Annotated in this window: 14 protein-coding genes; all 14 read right to left on the bottom strand. The window is 58.0% G+C overall.

Going from position 1 to position 15,094, the window contains the following annotated elements:
* Positions 1-15: 15 nt before the first annotated feature.
* The 14 genes from C772_RS00165 to C772_RS00100 all read right to left on the bottom strand — a co-directional run bounded on the left by C772_RS00165 (position 16) and on the right by C772_RS00100 (position 15,084).
* Positions 16-318 carry an urease subunit gamma gene (locus tag C772_RS00165; protein WP_008296439.1) on the bottom strand — a complete coding sequence of 101 codons (303 nt, stop codon included), beginning with the start codon at positions 316-318 and terminating at the stop codon, positions 16-18.
* 496 nt (positions 319-814) lie between these two features.
* Positions 815-2,320, bottom strand: coding sequence for a class I adenylate-forming enzyme family protein (locus C772_RS00160; RefSeq protein ID WP_008296438.1), 1,506 nt, complete (start codon positions 2,318-2,320; stop codon positions 815-817).
* A 155-nt stretch (positions 2,321-2,475) separates the two neighbouring features.
* Positions 2,476-3,552, bottom strand: coding sequence for an ABC transporter ATP-binding protein (locus tag C772_RS00155; RefSeq protein ID WP_008296437.1), 1,077 nt, complete (start codon positions 3,550-3,552; stop codon positions 2,476-2,478).
* Positions 3,549-5,246 (bottom strand): ABC transporter permease, encoded by a 1,698-nt coding sequence (locus tag C772_RS00150; protein WP_008296436.1) that lies wholly within the window; start codon positions 5,244-5,246, stop codon positions 3,549-3,551. Before C772_RS00150 ends, C772_RS00155 begins: the two co-directional genes overlap by 4 nt.
* A 13-nt stretch (positions 5,247-5,259) precedes the next feature.
* Entirely contained in the window at positions 5,260-6,291 is a 1,032-nt protein-coding gene (locus C772_RS00145) for an ABC transporter substrate-binding protein (RefSeq protein WP_008296435.1), read from the bottom strand.
* Positions 6,288-7,055 carry a 5'/3'-nucleotidase SurE gene (gene surE / locus C772_RS00140; RefSeq protein WP_008296434.1) on the bottom strand — a complete coding sequence of 256 codons (768 nt, stop codon included), beginning with the start codon at positions 7,053-7,055 and terminating at the stop codon, positions 6,288-6,290. Before surE ends, C772_RS00145 begins: the two co-directional genes overlap by 4 nt.
* The gene (locus C772_RS00135) at positions 7,033-7,854 is read right to left on the bottom strand and encodes a sugar phosphate isomerase/epimerase family protein (RefSeq protein WP_008296433.1); all 822 of its coding nucleotides are present in this window, start codon (positions 7,852-7,854) and stop codon (positions 7,033-7,035) included. Before C772_RS00135 ends, surE begins: the two co-directional genes overlap by 23 nt.
* Positions 7,851-8,687 carry a PHP domain-containing protein gene (locus tag C772_RS00130; RefSeq protein WP_008296432.1) on the bottom strand — a complete coding sequence of 279 codons (837 nt, stop codon included), beginning with the start codon at positions 8,685-8,687 and terminating at the stop codon, positions 7,851-7,853. Before C772_RS00130 ends, C772_RS00135 begins: the two co-directional genes overlap by 4 nt.
* 296 nt (positions 8,688-8,983) lie before the next feature.
* A complete protein-coding gene (locus tag C772_RS00125; RefSeq protein ID WP_008296431.1) occupies positions 8,984-10,498 on the bottom strand; it encodes an acyl-CoA synthetase in 1,515 nt (504 codons plus the stop codon).
* An 18-nt stretch (positions 10,499-10,516) separates the two neighbouring features.
* Positions 10,517-11,257: a 3-oxoacyl-ACP reductase FabG gene (gene fabG, locus C772_RS00120; RefSeq protein WP_008296430.1), complete on the bottom strand. Its 741-nt coding sequence runs from the start codon at positions 11,255-11,257 to the stop codon at positions 10,517-10,519.
* On the bottom strand, positions 11,247-12,155 hold the full coding sequence (phaZ, locus tag C772_RS00115; protein WP_008296429.1) for an intracellular short-chain-length polyhydroxyalkanoate depolymerase: 909 nt from the start codon (positions 12,153-12,155) through the stop codon (positions 11,247-11,249). Before phaZ ends, fabG begins: the two co-directional genes overlap by 11 nt.
* Positions 12,156-12,171: 16 nt before the next feature.
* Positions 12,172-13,182 (bottom strand): 3-oxoacyl-ACP synthase, encoded by a 1,011-nt coding sequence (locus tag C772_RS00110; protein WP_008296428.1) that lies wholly within the window; start codon positions 13,180-13,182, stop codon positions 12,172-12,174.
* Between the two features lie 12 nt (positions 13,183-13,194).
* Positions 13,195-14,217: a branched-chain amino acid ABC transporter permease gene (locus C772_RS00105; protein WP_008296427.1), complete on the bottom strand. Its 1,023-nt coding sequence runs from the start codon at positions 14,215-14,217 to the stop codon at positions 13,195-13,197.
* 3 nt (positions 14,218-14,220) lie between these two features.
* The gene (locus tag C772_RS00100) at positions 14,221-15,084 is read right to left on the bottom strand and encodes a branched-chain amino acid ABC transporter permease (protein ID WP_008296426.1); all 864 of its coding nucleotides are present in this window, start codon (positions 15,082-15,084) and stop codon (positions 14,221-14,223) included.
* Positions 15,085-15,094: the final 10 nt, after the last annotated feature.

Here is a 15,094-nt window from a genome sequence, read left to right as displayed (position 1 = left end):
TTCCTCCTGTCTTGATTAGCGGATCGGGTTGTGGACAGTGACGAGCTTTGTCCCGTCCGGGAAAGTCGCTTCCACCTGGATGTCCGGAATCATTTCCGGCACGCCCTCCATGACATCCTCCCGGGAGAGGATATTGGCTCCATACTCCATCAGCTCGGCGACACTTTTTCCGTCACGCGCCCCTTCCAGCACCTCGTAGGTAATCAGCGAGACAGCCTCAGGATGGTTTAGCTTCAGTCCGCGATCTTTCCTCCGGCGGGCCAGGTCGGCCGCCACAACGATTAGCAGTTTGTCCACTTCACGCGGCAGCAAGTGCATCCCTTATTCCCTCCTTTCCTCATTTCGTCCGAACTAAAAAAAGCCCGCAACGAGACTTTTTTAAGGGTTCTGAATATTTCGTCCGAATCTTCTTCAGCTTTCCCTTCAGAGCCGGACTGTAAACTACTTTCTAAACTATATTAGCAAAATCAAATCCGGAAGTAAATTCGAACACATCAAGCTTTGATTGCTCCTATCAATCCCTTTACAATAGGATTTTTCCATATAAAGACCAATTATAAAAACGAGTAACTTATTATTATACCAATAGTAAAGAATAAGATAAAGAACAGAACTATACCCACTGAGTTTAATCGATTTGGATTGATGCAGACGTTCCATTTTAATAAGGAAGCTTTTTTCTCGAGCGGATAATGATGAACTCCAGGACGTCGAGAAAGGTGAAACGTTAACATACTGCAGTGAGACGTTGACAAGGTGCAAATCCAAGCCAAAAAGGACCGGCAGCCGCCGGTCCTTTTCATCGTATCTCCTCTTATGCTTTCGCTTCTTCCGCTTTCGGGCGGAGCGTATGCTTCAGAACCTTGCCCGAAGCATTCCGAGGGAGCACGTCCAGGAATTCCACTTCCGCCGGGAGCTTGAATTTCGCCAGATGCTCCGCGCAGTAGTCGATGATCTGCTCCTCAGTGAGGCTCTTTCCTTCCTTGACCACCACAAAGGCTTTCGGCACCTCACCGTAAACCGGGTGCGGAATGCCGACAACTGCGGCTTCAAGCACTTCAGGGATCTGGAACAGCACTTCCTCCACTTCCAGCGGATAGATGTTCTCCCCGCCGCGGATGATCATGTCCTTTTTGCGGTCGACGATGTACAGCAGCCCGTCCTCGTCGGTGCGCCCGAGGTCCCCCGAATACATCCATCCGTCCCGGATCGTGCGGGCGGTTTCTTCTTCGTTTTTCAGGTAGCCTTTCATGACCTGAGGCCCCTTGACGACAATTTCACCGACCTGGCCCGGCGGCAGCGTACGCCCCTCTTCATCGACGACACGCACTTCTGTTCTCGGAAGCGGCTCACCGACCGATCCGATCTTATCGAGGGCATAATGGTCCTTCAGCGTCGTCGCAGCCGGCGTATTTTCCGTCTGGCCGTACAGGTTCTGGACCTTCACACCCGGGAAGATCTCCTTCAGCTTTTTCACGAGTTCGTATGGCATCGGTGCCGCACCGTAGCAGAACAGGCGCAGGTCCGGGACATCGAGTTCCCCGATATCCGGGCGGTTGAGGAGAATCGCGAACATCGCCGGCACACCGAAGAACATTGTCGCCCTGCTTTCTTCGAGTGTCTTGACTGTCCTGTCCGGCGAGAAGGCCGTCTCGATGATAAGCGAGCCGCCGCTGACCGACACGGCGTTCATGAACACATGGCTCGCTGCACAATGGAACAATGGTGTCGTAATCTGCATCCGGTCATCTGCCGTGACGTCCATCGCTTCCGCCCAGATCTCCGCTGTCTCCAGCAGGTTCCGGTGCGTCAGCATGACGCCCTTCGGCTTGCCCGTAGTGCCCGACGTGTACATAATGACTGCCGTATCGTCCGACTTCAGTTCTGCCGGCCCGGGGACGAGCGCCGGGTCTTCCAGGATGGCATCGAACTCTCCGGAGCCGCCAATCTCCAGAACTTCCCGGAAAGAGACGCCCGTATCGTCCGCCGTTTTCCGGAGCGCTTCATCGACAATCAGCGACTTGGCCTCGGAGTGCTCGAAGATGTAGCCGATCTCCCTCGCCGTCAGCTTCGTATTGACCGGCATAAGTATGAATCCGCCGAGCTGAACACCAAAATAGGCGGCGACAAATGAGTCCGAGTTCCCTGCAAGAAGGGCGATCACATCACCCGGCCGGTAGCCCTGCTGCTGGAAATAAGCGGCGACCCGCTCCGCTTTCTCCCTGAATTCCCCGTACGTCCACTGTTTACCCTGGAATGAGGTATACATTTTATCCGGCTGTGACTTTCCGTATCCGACAACCACTTCAGGCAAGAACATGGCATTCGCTCCCTTTATACTGTTAGATAATTAAAACTATTCGTTATGTTTATGCCGGATTCCTCCCTTTTGCCCGCCTTTTGAGCCCGCTCATCCTTCTTTTCGCTGGAATAATCAAATAAGGGCTGTCCCGCTCTGCGGCACAGCCCTTATGTTCACCGGTATTCCATTTCATTTATTGCCGGGGATGAACCCACAGGGATGGGCCGGTATTGCAGGACGACCGGGTCGCCTGCGGACAGCCGGCCGGCAAGGCCCGTCACCAGGTCCACCGTCTGCTGACCGACATCGATCGTATAATGGATCTCCCTTCCCTGATAAAGCACGTTCCGAACCGTTCCGCGGATGCCTTCGCCGGTACCGAATGCCAGCTGTTCAGGACGGAGCGGGCAAAGGCCGGTGTCGCGGAAGACCGGTGCGACATCCGGAACGGCCCAAGCGACTTCCGTACTGCCGAACGGATGGAAGCGGCCGTCCCTCCAGTCGCCCGGTATCAGGTTCGCCTTGCCGATGAACGTCGCGACAAATGGAGTATCCGGCCGTGAATAGATCTCTTCCGGTGTCCCGGCCTGTTCAATCTTGCCGCCGTTCATGACGACGATTCGGTCGGCCATCGCGAGGGCCTCATCCTGATCGTGCGTGACATAGACGATGGAGGTTCCTGTCTGGCGGTGAATCGTCTGGATTTCGTTCCGCAGCTCAAGCCGCAATCGGGCATCGAGGCTTGAAAGCGGCTCGTCCATGAGTAAAAGGGACGGGTTCGGTGCCAACGCACGGGCGATGGCGACGCGCTGTTTCTGGCCGCCCGACAGCTCCGAGGGCATGCGGCTGCCGTACTGGGCCAGGCCGACCATCGAGAGCATCTGCCGCACCCGTCCGGCTGCATCCCGCTTCAGCGCGGGGTCGATGAACCGGTGATGGCGGAGCGGAAAGGCCACCTGTTCGCTGACCGTCATATGCGGCCAGAGTGCGAACGACTGGAACACCATGCCAAGATCGCGTTTTTCGGGCGGAGTGGCGTGATCCGGTCCGGCGACCGTGTGTCCGCCCATACGGATCTCTCCCGCGGAAGGCGTCTCGAATCCCGCAATCAGGCGAAGGAGCGTCGTCTTGCCGCAGCCCGATGGCCCGACGATGGCAACAAACTCCCCTTCGCCGATCTCCAGGTTGATGCCATTCAGCGCATCCGTCTCTCCGAAGGTTTTCCTGATGCCGGCCAGTTCTGTTTTCATGGTGTATTCACCCTCCTTTTCCAGATTCGCAGCAGCAGATAAGCCAGTCCGGCAATCGCTCCCATCAGGACCAGCACAACTGCTGAGTAGGCGGTCGAATGAGTCGTGTAGCCCGCCTGCTCGAAGTTGAAGATGATGATGCCGATCGTCTCGGAACCGCTTGACCAGAGAAGTGACGAGACGGTCAGTTCGGTGAGCGAAGTGAGCAATACCAGCAACGCCCCGCTCAGGATGCCGCCGGACAAAAGCGGAAGCAGGATCTTCCGCCACTTCTGCAGCGCACCGGCGCCCGAGATGCGGGCAGCCTCCTCCATGTCAGGCGATACCTGTGACATCGCGGTCATGCTGCCGCGTATCTGGAGCACCATGAACCTTGTGACGTAGGCGATCAGCAGGATCCACGCGGTGCCGTAAATGCCCGGATTCCATCCGGGTAAGGGTTCCATCCAGGCGAAAATCATCGCAAGGCCGAGCACGATGCCCGGCAGCGCATACGGCAGGCCCACTGAAAGCTCGATATAACGCAACGCCCCTCCCGGCCTGCGTGTCCGGAAATAGGCAATCGCCGTGCCAAAGACCAGACAGATCAGAGAAGCGGCTACCGCCAGCTTCAGGCTGTTCCCGATGGCGTCAAACGACTTGCCGTAGTCGAACAGGACATACCGGTAATGGTCGAGCGTCAGGTTGTCCGGCACGAACGGCAAACCGTACGCCCGGATGACCGACGTCTTCAGCATCGACAGGAGCGGCACGATTCCGGTACCGAGTACGAACAGCCAGAGCACCGCTTCCACGAACGGACGGTTTTTTCCAAGACGGACCCTCGGCTCGGTGTCCGGAGCTGCCGTCCCGTCTGTTGCCGATTTCCTCAGAAGCAGCCATTGGAACAAAGTGCCGGCAAGCGCGACAATCGCCAGGATAACCGACAGCGCAGCCGCCCGGGAGAATGCCCCGGGGCCGAACCCGATGACTTCCTGATAGATTGCCGTGCTCAGGACGGTGATGTTCGCCGGGATCCCCAGAAACGCCGGAATGCCGAAGTTGTCGAGGTTCGACAGGAATGCGATCATTGCACCGCCGACAATGCCCGGCAGCGCGAGCGGCAATGTCACGCGGCGCATTACGGTGAGGCGGCCGCCCCCTCCCGCCCGGGCAGCCCATTCCTGCTCCTTCGGGATGCGCCGGAGCACATTCGCCGTGAACAGATGGACGAGCGGATAGTGGGTAATACCAAGAACAAAAACGATGCCGCCCATGCTGTACAGGTTGATGTCCGCAAACGGGACGTCAGAGGCCAGCTGCGTCCAGGCAATCGTCACGATATAGCTGGGAATGATGAACGGCAGAAGGATCAGCACCTGCAGCGCCTTTTTCAGCCGGATGTCCGTGTAGGCTGCGAGCCACGCAGTCGTCACGCCGAGCACAAGAGAAAGAGCCGTTGAACCCGCCGTGACGATCAGCGTGTTCAGAAACATCGTCCAAGTGCCGGATTCACTGAGCAGCGATCGGTAATGGGCGAGCGACATCCCGCCCTCCTCCACGAAGCTCATATAAAACAGGCGGATGACCGGAACGACGAACAGCAGCGTGACGATCAGTACCGACAGCCATAAAGGAACGTTACGCAACAGAGAAAAGCGGCGTCCGGCCCCAGCCGCCTGCCGCCCTCCGTCATTCAGGGTGATCTGTGTCATCGGACCGCCCCCATTACTCTCCGAACAGTTCCTTGAACTCGCGCTTATCGTCTTCGCGGCCGCTGCTCAGCTCGTCAAGCGGCGCGGACAGGACGTTCATCTCGTCGATGGATTTTAGCCCTTCAGGTGCGTCGACGCCTGTCCGGATCGGCGTGTATCCAAGCTCCGATGCCAGCTTCTGGCCTTCTTCCGACAACACGAAATCGATGAAGGCCTTTGCCGCTTCTTCATTGTCCGTGTCCTTGATCATGCCGATCGGCTCCGTGATGACCGGGACGCCCTCTTTAGGATAAACAAGGTCCACCGGCGATCCTTCCGCTTTCGCATTGGCGACGATGTAGTCAACGACCATCCCGTATGTTTTCTCTCCGCTCTGGACCGCCTTCAGCGCTGCCCCGTTCCCCTGGACGACGGAAGTGCCGTTATCCTTCAGAGCTTGATAGAAGTCCCATCCGAAGTTGTCCTGGCGGGTGAAAACCCCTGCGTTGTAGGCCGCTGCCCCGCTGTACAATGGGCTTGGCATGATCGCCTGTTCTTCTGACGCGGTGTCCGTCAGTACATTCCAAGAATCCGGCAGTTGTTCCGCTTTGTCCGTATTGACGGCGAGGACGGTCGCCATCACTTTTGTTCCCGTGTATGTATGGTCCGGATCGACGAAGTCTTCAGGAATCGCTTCGAGTTCTTTCGATTCGTACGGTTCCAGAAGATCCTGTTCTTTCAGGCCTTCGAATGTGACACTGTCGGCAACGAGCAGGACATCGGCCTGGATATCGCCTGCCTGCTCCTCAGCAAGTACCTTGCCGATGACTTCTTCCGTACCGGACCGGAAGACGTTCACTTCCACTTCCGGGTGCTGTTCATTAAACGCGTTCACCAATGCCGTCGCATCGGTGTCCGGCTGGGACGTGTAAAAGTCGAGCGTACCGCCTGCACCGCCGTCTTCTCCTGAACTGCCCGCCTCCGATTCGGCATCTGTTCCCGAGCACGCAGCAAGAAGCAGGCTTGCTGCAACGCCCATCGTCAGCATCGTCTTTTTCATCTTCATCTCTGTTTTCCCCCTATCGGTGTGATCTGTTCTTCCTCGTGACCGGCGGCAAGACCGATCTTCGAAACGGTGATGTATCCTTCCCGGAGCAGATGGAAATCACTGTCCGGGCGTGAAGGTTCGAGCCATGCCTGACGGTCACGCAGCCAGTAGAGGACCCCGCCCTCCGGCTGGTCTGCCGTCATATGGCGGTACCGGTCGAGTGAAAAGTCCGGTACCGCCTCCGCGATTCCCGGGCAGGACGATTCCGGAATGGCGGGAAGGTTAATGTTCATCAGTCCCTCGAGCGCTTCCTCTTTTCTGAGGCTGGACAGTGCCGCATAAAACAGGCCCTTCGCGGCACCAAAATCAGGCTCCGCCGCATCCGTGCGATCCAGCGAAACCGCCACACCCGGGATTCCGGACAACGTGCCTTCCCTCGCCCCGCCGATTGTCCCGGAGTAATGGATGTCGCGGCCGATATTCGCACCTGCATTGATGCCCGAAACGACACAGTCCGGCTTTTCTTCAAACAGGACGCCAAGTGCCAGCTTTACGCAGTCCGCCGGCGTGCCGCCGACGATTGCATAGGCCGGGACATTGCCGCCGAAAATCGTCATCCTTTCGGCCTTCAGCGGTTTCCGGAGCGTGATGGAGTGGCTCGTCGCGCTCCGTTCCCCATCAGGGGCGACCACCGCGACTTTTCCGAAATGCTGGAGCACCTCCACGGCAGCCGCCAGGCCGGGCGCAAAGATTCCGTCGTCATTCGTCACGAGAAATCTCATAGGTGATGTCCTCCAATCCGAACAATCCGTTCTTTTTCAGATAGCCCACGTTTTCTTCGAGCATCCCCGACTCACCCAGATAATCGAATCCTTCGATCACCAAGATAATTCCGCGTTCGGCCGCTGACCGGATGGCCGGTTTGACGTCCACCTTGCCCTTTCCGATCGGGACATGGAACCGGTTGGCCGTGGCGTCGCTCACATGGAGCTTGCCCACACGGCAGAGCGCATTCATCTCGATAAACGGGGAACGCGAGAACGGCACATGCGCGGTGTCGACGGTTACCGTGATAAACGGCGAACGATGCCGGACGAGCCGGTTCATCGTCTCCGGTCCGGTGACCAGTTCTCCGTCTCTGGCTTCCATCATCTCAACGGACAGGGGCACCCCTTCCCGGATTGCGATCCGCTCCAGCCGGTCAAGCGATTGCTGCATTTTCTCGAGATGCCATTCCGTCCAGCGTTCATTCACCGTAATCCTGCCCGGATGGATCGTCACATCCTCCGCCCCGAGGTCTGCGGCAAGAGCGATGGAACGCTCGATTTCCGATAAGGACTGCTCACGGATGCCCTCGTTCAGCGAGCACATGTTCAGATCCCAGCTCGGTGCATGCAGGGTCAGCCCGAGACCGGCTTCCTCCAGCACTTCTTTCACCTTATTCACCCGGAAACCGGAAAAGCGGAACTGCTCCGCCCAGAGTTCGACGCCTCCAAGGCCGGCAGCGCTGAACTTATCCACTATCTGGCGGATCGTGCCGCCCCAGAAAAGTGTGGATGAACCGTACCATCCTCTGCTCATCGGGCCACCTCCTCGCCAGGCAGGATCTGCTTGATCCAGCCGTGGACGTCCTCCTGGTCATAATCGACCGAACCCGGCAACTGCGGGTTCCGTGACGCTTCTCCGTGGAAATCGCTGCCTACACTTTTCAGCAGGCCGAGCCGCTCCGACTCCGCCCACCACTGGACCGTCTCCAGTTCGGAATGACCGGAATAATACACTTCGATGCCGTCGAGCCCTTCATCCGCGACACGGTCGATGCTGAAGCCGAACCGGTAAATGCCAGGATGCGCGAGGAAGGCGAAGCCGCCGCACTCATGGATCAGCGCGATTGCCTCTGCTGATGAAAACGTTTCGCGCTCGAAATAACCCGGGCTTCCCGATGCGAGCAGCCGGTCGAACGCTTCTTCCACGTCATGGAAATAACGGTGCTCCACGAGGACCTTGGCAATATGCGTCCGGACAATCACGCCGCCCTCGGCCTTTGAACGGCAGTCTTCCCATCGGATATCGTAGCCCATCCGGTTCAGACGGCGGACAATCTTCCGGCTCCAGGACTCCCGCTCCTGCCGGCGCCACTCGCAGTGTGCCTTCATCAGCGGATGATCCGGGTCAAATCCGTAACCGAGGATGTGCAGTTCACCGTTCGGTCCGTACGTGTTCAGCTCGATTCCCGGAATCACCCGGACGCCTGTGCGCTCTTCATGGGCCTTTGCTTCCGTATAGGCGCCGACCGAGTCATGGTCCGTGATGGCGATGCAGGTAAGCCCCTGTATCGCCGCGAGATCCATCAGTCCGCGCGGCGTCCGTTCTCCGTCCGAAAACACCGAGTGCATATGCAGGTCCACCTTCATCCGAAGCACCTCCTGTGATTAACTCCGCTTTTATCGTAACGCCCGATTGTTTTCGGAATGTTAAGCCACTGTTGAAGTTCGTAAAGGCTCGGTAAAGATGGGAATCCGATCGGGCTTCACCATTTTCCGATAGAATGGTGAGTTTGAAGATTAGTCGCCTGAGTTTGAAGATTAGTGTCCTGAGTTTGAAGATTAGTCGCCTGAGTTTGAAGATTAGTCGCCTGAGTTTGAAGATTAGACCGCCGGGTTTGAAGATTAGTCAGCCGCCCCCTTTAATTGCACAGCAAAAACCCGGGTCAGCCGCTCTGACCCGGGTGCTGCATCTCTTCTTTTTTCAATTCCTCTGCCATTATGGCCAGCTGTTTTTTGTCAATCTTGCCGATATCCGTTATCGGAAGCTCCTGCACGAAAAAGAAATCCTTCGGAACTTTATAGCTGCCGAGCGTCTGGGCACAGTGCTTCAGCAGTTCCTCTGTTTTCGGGATATTCCCGGGCTGCGCGACGATAAAGGCCACGACGCGTTCGCCCCACTTCCGGTCTGCGATGCCGATGACCGCGATTTCCCTGACCCCGTCATGGCCGATCAGGCACTGCTCGACTTCCTGAGGGTAAATGTTCTCCCCCCCGGAGATGATCATTTCCTTTTTCCGGCCGACGATAAAGTAATCCCCGTCTTCATCCCGGCTGGCGAGGTCACCCGTGCTGAACCAGCCTTCCTTCAGCGCCTCTTGTGTCGCTTCTTCGTTGTTCCAGTAATGGGAGAACAGATGCCGGCCCCGGAGGTGGAGTTCCCCGACCTCGCCTGCCCGGCAGGGCCGCCCTTTCGCATCCAGGATGCGTACTTCATTGAACTGCATGCTTTTCCCGACGGCGCCCCGCTTCCTCATCGCCGTGTCCGGATCGATGATAAAGTTGTTCGGGCCGGCTTCCGTCATGCCGTATCCCTCCCTGAACCGGACGCCTTTTTTCCGGTAGGCGTCATACACCGTCTGCGGGCACGGAGCACCGCCGGACAGGAAAACATCCACGGTGGGAAAATCACTTTCCCAGAACAGGTCGGTGTCAAGCATCGCCTGGTGCATCGTCGGAACAAAGAGCGAAATGGTCGTCCGGTAGTCATTCAGGGCACGGATCGCCTCTTCCGGATCAAACTTCCGGCCGATGACGACGGTGCCCCCGGCCATGAGGATCGGGAGGCTGAGCGCATTCAGGCCGCCGGTGTGGAACAGCGGCATATAGTTGAGCGTGCAGTCGCGTGCCGACAGGTTCCAGCTTATGATCGTATTGATGGCGTTCCAGTTGACCGATTCGAATGTCAGGACCACGCCTTTGGGGCGTCCTGTCGTCCCGCCCGTATAAATCATCATCCACGGATCATCAAGGCGGCCCGCTGCCTGCTCTGTACGGAGGTTCACGGATGTTGCCGGAACGGAATCAAGTAGGGCGGCCGGAATGCCCAGCCCGGCTGCCCGGCCGGCGTGCTCGTGATCGTGCAGCAAAAGCGACGGACCGCTGTCAGACACGATGTACCGGAGTTCACTTTCGCTGAGCCGCCAGTTCATCGGGACATAGATCAGCCCCCTGCCCGCGCAGGCAAACAAGACGGCGAACAGATCAATCCGGTTATGCGACAATACCGCGACCCGTTCCCCCTTCCGGAGACCGGCCGAGCGGAACTGTTCCATATAGGCAGCCGTACGCCCGGCCAGCTCCCTATAGGTCCAGCGCTGCCCGGTATGTACATCGATCAGTGCCGTTCCGTCCGGTGTGATGTCCGCCCGCTTCATGATCCATCCGTGGTCCGTGTACATTTCGCTCTCCTCCTTTTGTTACATCATGATGCCGCCGTCCACCTGAAGGACATGGCCGTGCACATAAGCGGATTCGTCCGATGCGAGGAACAAGTACGCATTGGCGATATCCTCCGGCTGTCCAAGGCGCCTGAGGGAGATGCCGCCCTTCATCTGCTCGATCACTTTTTCCGGCATCTTCGCGACCATCGCCGTCATCGTGAATCCCGGAGCGACGGCATTGACGTTGATGCCCTTGCGGCCGAGCTCCTTTGCCCATGTCTTCGTCATGCCGACAACGGCTGCCTTGGCTGCAGCATAGTTGGTCTGCCCGAAGTTGCCGTAGACGCCGCTCACCGAAGACGTATTGATGATCTTGCCGCTTCCCCTTTCCGTCATATGTGCAGCGACGGCCTGGGTACAGTTAAAGACGCCGGTCAGGTTGACATCGAGCACCTGCTGCCACTGCTCTGCCGTCATCTTCATGAGCGTCGCGTCGCGCGTGATGCCCGCGTTGTTGACGAGCACATCAATCCGGCCGGTGGCGTTCAGCGCCTCCTCCACCATCCGGTCGACACTTTCCCTGTCTGCGACATTTACACGGATGAACCGGACGTCCAGGCCGTCAGCCTTCAGCTGTTCTTCCGCTTCACGGCCCGCCTGTTCGTCAAAGTCTGCCAGGATGACCCTGGCCCCTTCTTCCGCAAACCGCCTGCCCGCGGCAAGACCGATCCCGTTCGCCCCTCCTGTGATAATGGCCGTCTTTCCCTCAAGCCTCATGCTGCTTCACCTTCCCCGACAAAAATGTTTCGATGGATTCCTTGAGTCCGTCGAGGTCATCGATCAGCGGGGAGTGCCCGTTTTCTTCGAGTGAAACGAACACCGCGTTGTTCCCGAGGTCCTCGATAATTTCGTCCGTCATTGTCTGGGTGACCACCAGGTCGCGGTCACCGCGCAGGACCAGCACGGGCACCCGGATATCTTTCGCCTGGTCCGTCCCTTCTGTGACGCCGTTGTGGACGGGGCTGATGTTGAATGTGTTGAGCGCATGGTACACATCCGCCAGGTTCCGCTGCGTGAGCATATCGTCCACGTAGGCTTTATAGCGATCCGGGTCCGGCTGCCGCTTGGTATAAATCGCCGCATTCCAGACCGCTTTCAGCCCTTCCCGGTTGCCCGAGTCGTACAGCCCCTGCATCGGCTTCGTCTTGCCGGCATCCTGCTCGATTTCTTCAATGGTCTGCAGGCGGTTTTCCGGGTCAGGGGTACCGTCCGGCTTTACGCCATAAAACGGGTATCCTCTTGTCGAAGCCGACGCAAGCAGAACCAGTTTCCGGACCGGTTCCGGGTGGTCCGCCGCGAACTGCATCGCCACCGCGCCGCCTGTCGACCAGCCGACCAGGCTGAATGCATCGAGGCCGAGCTGCCCGGTGAAGTCATGCAGATCCTCTGAAAAATCCCGGATCGAAGTAATCCGTTTGTTGTAAGTGGACCCGCCGAACCCTCTCAGATCCGGTGCAATGACCGTATAAGCAGGATCAAGCGCATCAATCAGGATATCCCAGTGCTTTGAGGACGTCATGTTGCCGTGGACCAGCACAATGACCTCTTCCCCACCCGGGCGCTCCCTGTAGGTGATCGTCTCCCCGTTTTTGAGCTTCACTTCTTTTAACGCCATCCAATTTTCCTCCTCATCATTCCGGCCCCCACCTGACCGTCATGGCTCCCCAGGCATAGCCGATTCCGGCACTGACCAGGACAGCGACATCCCCGTCGCTGAGCCTGCCCTGCTGCTGCGCGAGCTCGAGCGACAGAATCTGGTCGAACTGCCCGATATGGCCGTAGTCGTTCAGGTAGACAGACTGCTCTTCTCTCAGCCCGAGCTGGCCGAGGACATAGTCATGGGCGGACCGTTTCATATGGAGAATGCCGAGATAGTCGAGATCGGCATCCGTATAGCCGCTCTTCGCCAGCGACCCCCGGATCACCTTCAGGAAGTTCTCCATCGACCGCTGCTCCAGCCGCATCTTCATCCCTTCCGGATCCAGGACATCAAGGCGGTACAGGCCGTCACGGAGTGATTCTTCCGTCAGCGGCTGCATCGTTCCCCCGACCGGCACGACGACATCTTCGGAAAATGAGCCGTCCGTAATGATTTCTCCCTGCAGAACGGTGTTGCGCCCCAGGTCCTTCCGGAGGATCATCGCCCCGCCGCCCGCCGCCAGGTTGAACATGAACCGTGTCCGCTCATTGCGGTAGTCGATAAAGTCTCCGTTGCGGTATCCCCCGGCAAGCAGCACCGTCCGGATATCCGGATCTGTTTCCATCAGCGCGGTTGCCACTTTCATTGCCATGATGGTCGTCCCGCAGCGCATTGCCGCGTCAAACCCCCAGGCATGGTGGGCCCCGAGTTCTTCCTGCATCTTGATTGCGGCGGTCCAAAGCGGGTATTCCTTATGCTCCTCGCCGATATAGATGATGAGATCAATTTCCTTCGCGTCGATCCCGGCCTTCCGGATCGCCTCCCGTGCCGCACGGATCCCCATGGCTGCCGTATGATCGTCTTTTCCCGGAACCGGAATCCGGTTAATGCCGAGTTTGGTCCGGACCACCTCTTCCGGGATGCCCGTCATTTCCGCCAGCTGCTCCGCATCAAAGTAGGTTTCCGGGATGTACATCCCCGTGCTTAAGATTCCGACTGACATGGCTCTGCCCCTTTATCCATTCTCTTCCGCTTTCGCCTTCAGGACCGGCTGCTTTGCCTTCAGGGCAGCCGCACGCTTCCCGCTGCGCTTCGCCCGGACCTGCCGGAACCAGCCGACGATCCCCTGCGGGAAAAAGACAACCGCCAGGATGTAGACAATTCCGAAGAAGATGATCCACCGCTCGAAAATCGGATAGTCCCGTGCGAGTCCCGACAGATAATGCTGGGCAAACTCAATCACCGTGGCCCCGAGGATCGGGCCGATCAGGGTGCCCACCCCTCCAATGATGGTCATGAGAAGCGCATCCAGCGTGATGTCCATCGTCATGACGCTTGTGTTGACGAAACGGAGGGACACCGAATAAAGCGACCCGGCAAGACTTGCGAAAATACCGGCAACGACAGACGCCGTCACCTTATAGTGGAGGGTCTTGTACCCGAGCGAGGCCGTCCGCTGCTCATTCTCCCTTACCGCGATCAGCACGCGGCCCATCGGCGAGGCGACAAAGCGGGACAAAAGCAGATAGACAACGATCAGGCAGCCGAGCGCCGTCAGATAAAACATCGTTCGGTCCTGGAAAAACTCAGGCGCGCGGAACGTGAATCCGTCATTGCCGTTCGTGACCGCCCGCCATTTCTCGGCAGCGACCAGGAACAGGCCGGCAAGCGCCATCGTGAACATGGCATAAAAGTGGCTCTTTAGCCTGAGGGTGAGGAGCCCTGCGATAAAACTGATGATGCCCGCAATCAGCATGCCTGCAGCAATCGACAGGAGGAACATGCCGAGCGTCGGCTCCATGCGGTCGAGAATGACGGCGGTCGTATAGGCGCCAACCCCGAAGAACATCGCGTGGCCAAACGAGACGATGCCGGTGTAACCGAGCAGGATGTCATAGCTCATTGCCAGGATCGAGAAAATAAAGATCTGTGTCAGCAGAATCGTCATCGTCCTGGAGTCCGAGAAAAGCGGGAACGCGGCAAGCACCGCGGCAATGACGATCAGCCAGAAGTTTTTTCCTTGAAGTTTGGATATCATCGGTCATGCCTCCTTTGCCGTAAAGAGTCCCTGTGGTCTGAAGATGAGCACGACCGCCATCAGGATCATGTTCACCGCGAGAGACAGTGACGGGACGAAATAAGCCATATAGCTTCCGGCCAGTCCGACGAGGATTGCCGCGAGAAGCGAGCCCGGGAAGCTGCCCATCCCGCCGATTACGACGACGATAAAGGCGAGTATGGCGAATTCAAGTCCCATCTCCGCATACACGACACCTGAATACGGAGCCATGAGCGCACCGGCAAGTGCCGCTAGTGCCGCGCCGGCCATGAACACATAGAGAAAGACTTTGTTGATGTCAATGCCGAGCGCCTGCACCATTTCCTTGTTCAGGACGCCCGCCCTGACGATCAGCCCGATCTTTGTCCGCTTCAGGATAAACTGGACGACGGCGAACACGAGCAGCCCGACGAGGATGATAAACAGGCGGTATTTGATCAGGATGACACCGCCCGCCTCCCAGCTTCCGGACAGGTAATCCGGTGTTTTTGCCGCGATCTGGTTCGGCCCGAAGACCACTTTCAGCATTTCGGACAGCACCAGCATGAAGCCGAGCGTAATCAGGATCTGCTGCACATGGTTGCCGTACACCGGCTTGATGATCAGCTTTTCCGTAATGAAGCCGAGGACGATGCCCGTCAGCACCGCTCCGATGACGGAGATGAGGAAGCTTCCGGTCACGCCGTAGAAGAAGACGCCGCTGAAGGCTCCCCATGCGAACAGCCCGCCGTGGGCAAAGTTCAGGACGCTCATCAGGCCGAAAATCAGGGTCAGGCCTGCAGCGAGCAGGAAGATGAGCATGCCCGTGGCCAGCCCGTTGACTGTGAGATTCAATAATAGATCCATTTACATGGCC

This window comes from Bhargavaea cecembensis DSE10 (assembly GCF_000348905.1).
GTDB lineage: Bacteria > Bacillota > Bacilli > Bacillales_A > Planococcaceae > Bhargavaea > Bhargavaea cecembensis.
The sequence above is the reverse complement of the archived record's forward strand: the minus strand, read 5'-3'. Positions and strand labels throughout refer to the sequence as shown.

What these genes read in the sequence shown, in the direction of transcription:
- C772_RS00165 (WP_008296439.1), bottom strand. Translation starts at nt 318, where the DNA reads ATGCACTTGCTGCCGCGTGAAGTGGACAAACTGCTAATCGTTGTGGCG.
- C772_RS00160 (WP_008296438.1), bottom strand. Translation starts at nt 2,320, where the DNA reads ATGTTCTTGCCTGAAGTGGTTGTCGGATACGGAAAGTCACAGCCGGAT.
- C772_RS00155 (WP_008296437.1), bottom strand. Translation starts at nt 3,552, where the DNA reads ATGAAAACAGAACTGGCCGGCATCAGGAAAACCTTCGGAGAGACGGAT.
- C772_RS00150 (WP_008296436.1), bottom strand. Translation starts at nt 5,246, where the DNA reads ATGACACAGATCACCCTGAATGACGGAGGGCGGCAGGCGGCTGGGGCC.
- C772_RS00145 (WP_008296435.1), bottom strand. Translation starts at nt 6,291, where the DNA reads ATGAAGATGAAAAAGACGATGCTGACGATGGGCGTTGCAGCAAGCCTG.
- surE (WP_008296434.1), bottom strand. Translation starts at nt 7,055, where the DNA reads ATGAGATTTCTCGTGACGAATGACGACGGAATCTTTGCGCCCGGCCTG.
- C772_RS00135 (WP_008296433.1), bottom strand. Translation starts at nt 7,854, where the DNA reads ATGAGCAGAGGATGGTACGGTTCATCCACACTTTTCTGGGGCGGCACG.
- C772_RS00130 (WP_008296432.1), bottom strand. Translation starts at nt 8,687, where the DNA reads ATGAAGGTGGACCTGCATATGCACTCGGTGTTTTCGGACGGAGAACGG.
- C772_RS00125 (WP_008296431.1), bottom strand. Translation starts at nt 10,498, where the DNA reads ATGTACACGGACCACGGATGGATCATGAAGCGGGCGGACATCACACCG.
- fabG (WP_008296430.1), bottom strand. Translation starts at nt 11,257, where the DNA reads ATGAGGCTTGAGGGAAAGACGGCCATTATCACAGGAGGGGCGAACGGG.
- phaZ (WP_008296429.1), bottom strand. Translation starts at nt 12,155, where the DNA reads ATGGCGTTAAAAGAAGTGAAGCTCAAAAACGGGGAGACGATCACCTAC.
- C772_RS00110 (WP_008296428.1), bottom strand. Translation starts at nt 13,182, where the DNA reads ATGTCAGTCGGAATCTTAAGCACGGGGATGTACATCCCGGAAACCTAC.
- C772_RS00105 (WP_008296427.1), bottom strand. Translation starts at nt 14,217, where the DNA reads ATGATATCCAAACTTCAAGGAAAAAACTTCTGGCTGATCGTCATTGCC.
- C772_RS00100 (WP_008296426.1), bottom strand. Translation starts at nt 15,084, where the DNA reads ATGGATCTATTATTGAATCTCACAGTCAACGGGCTGGCCACGGGCATG.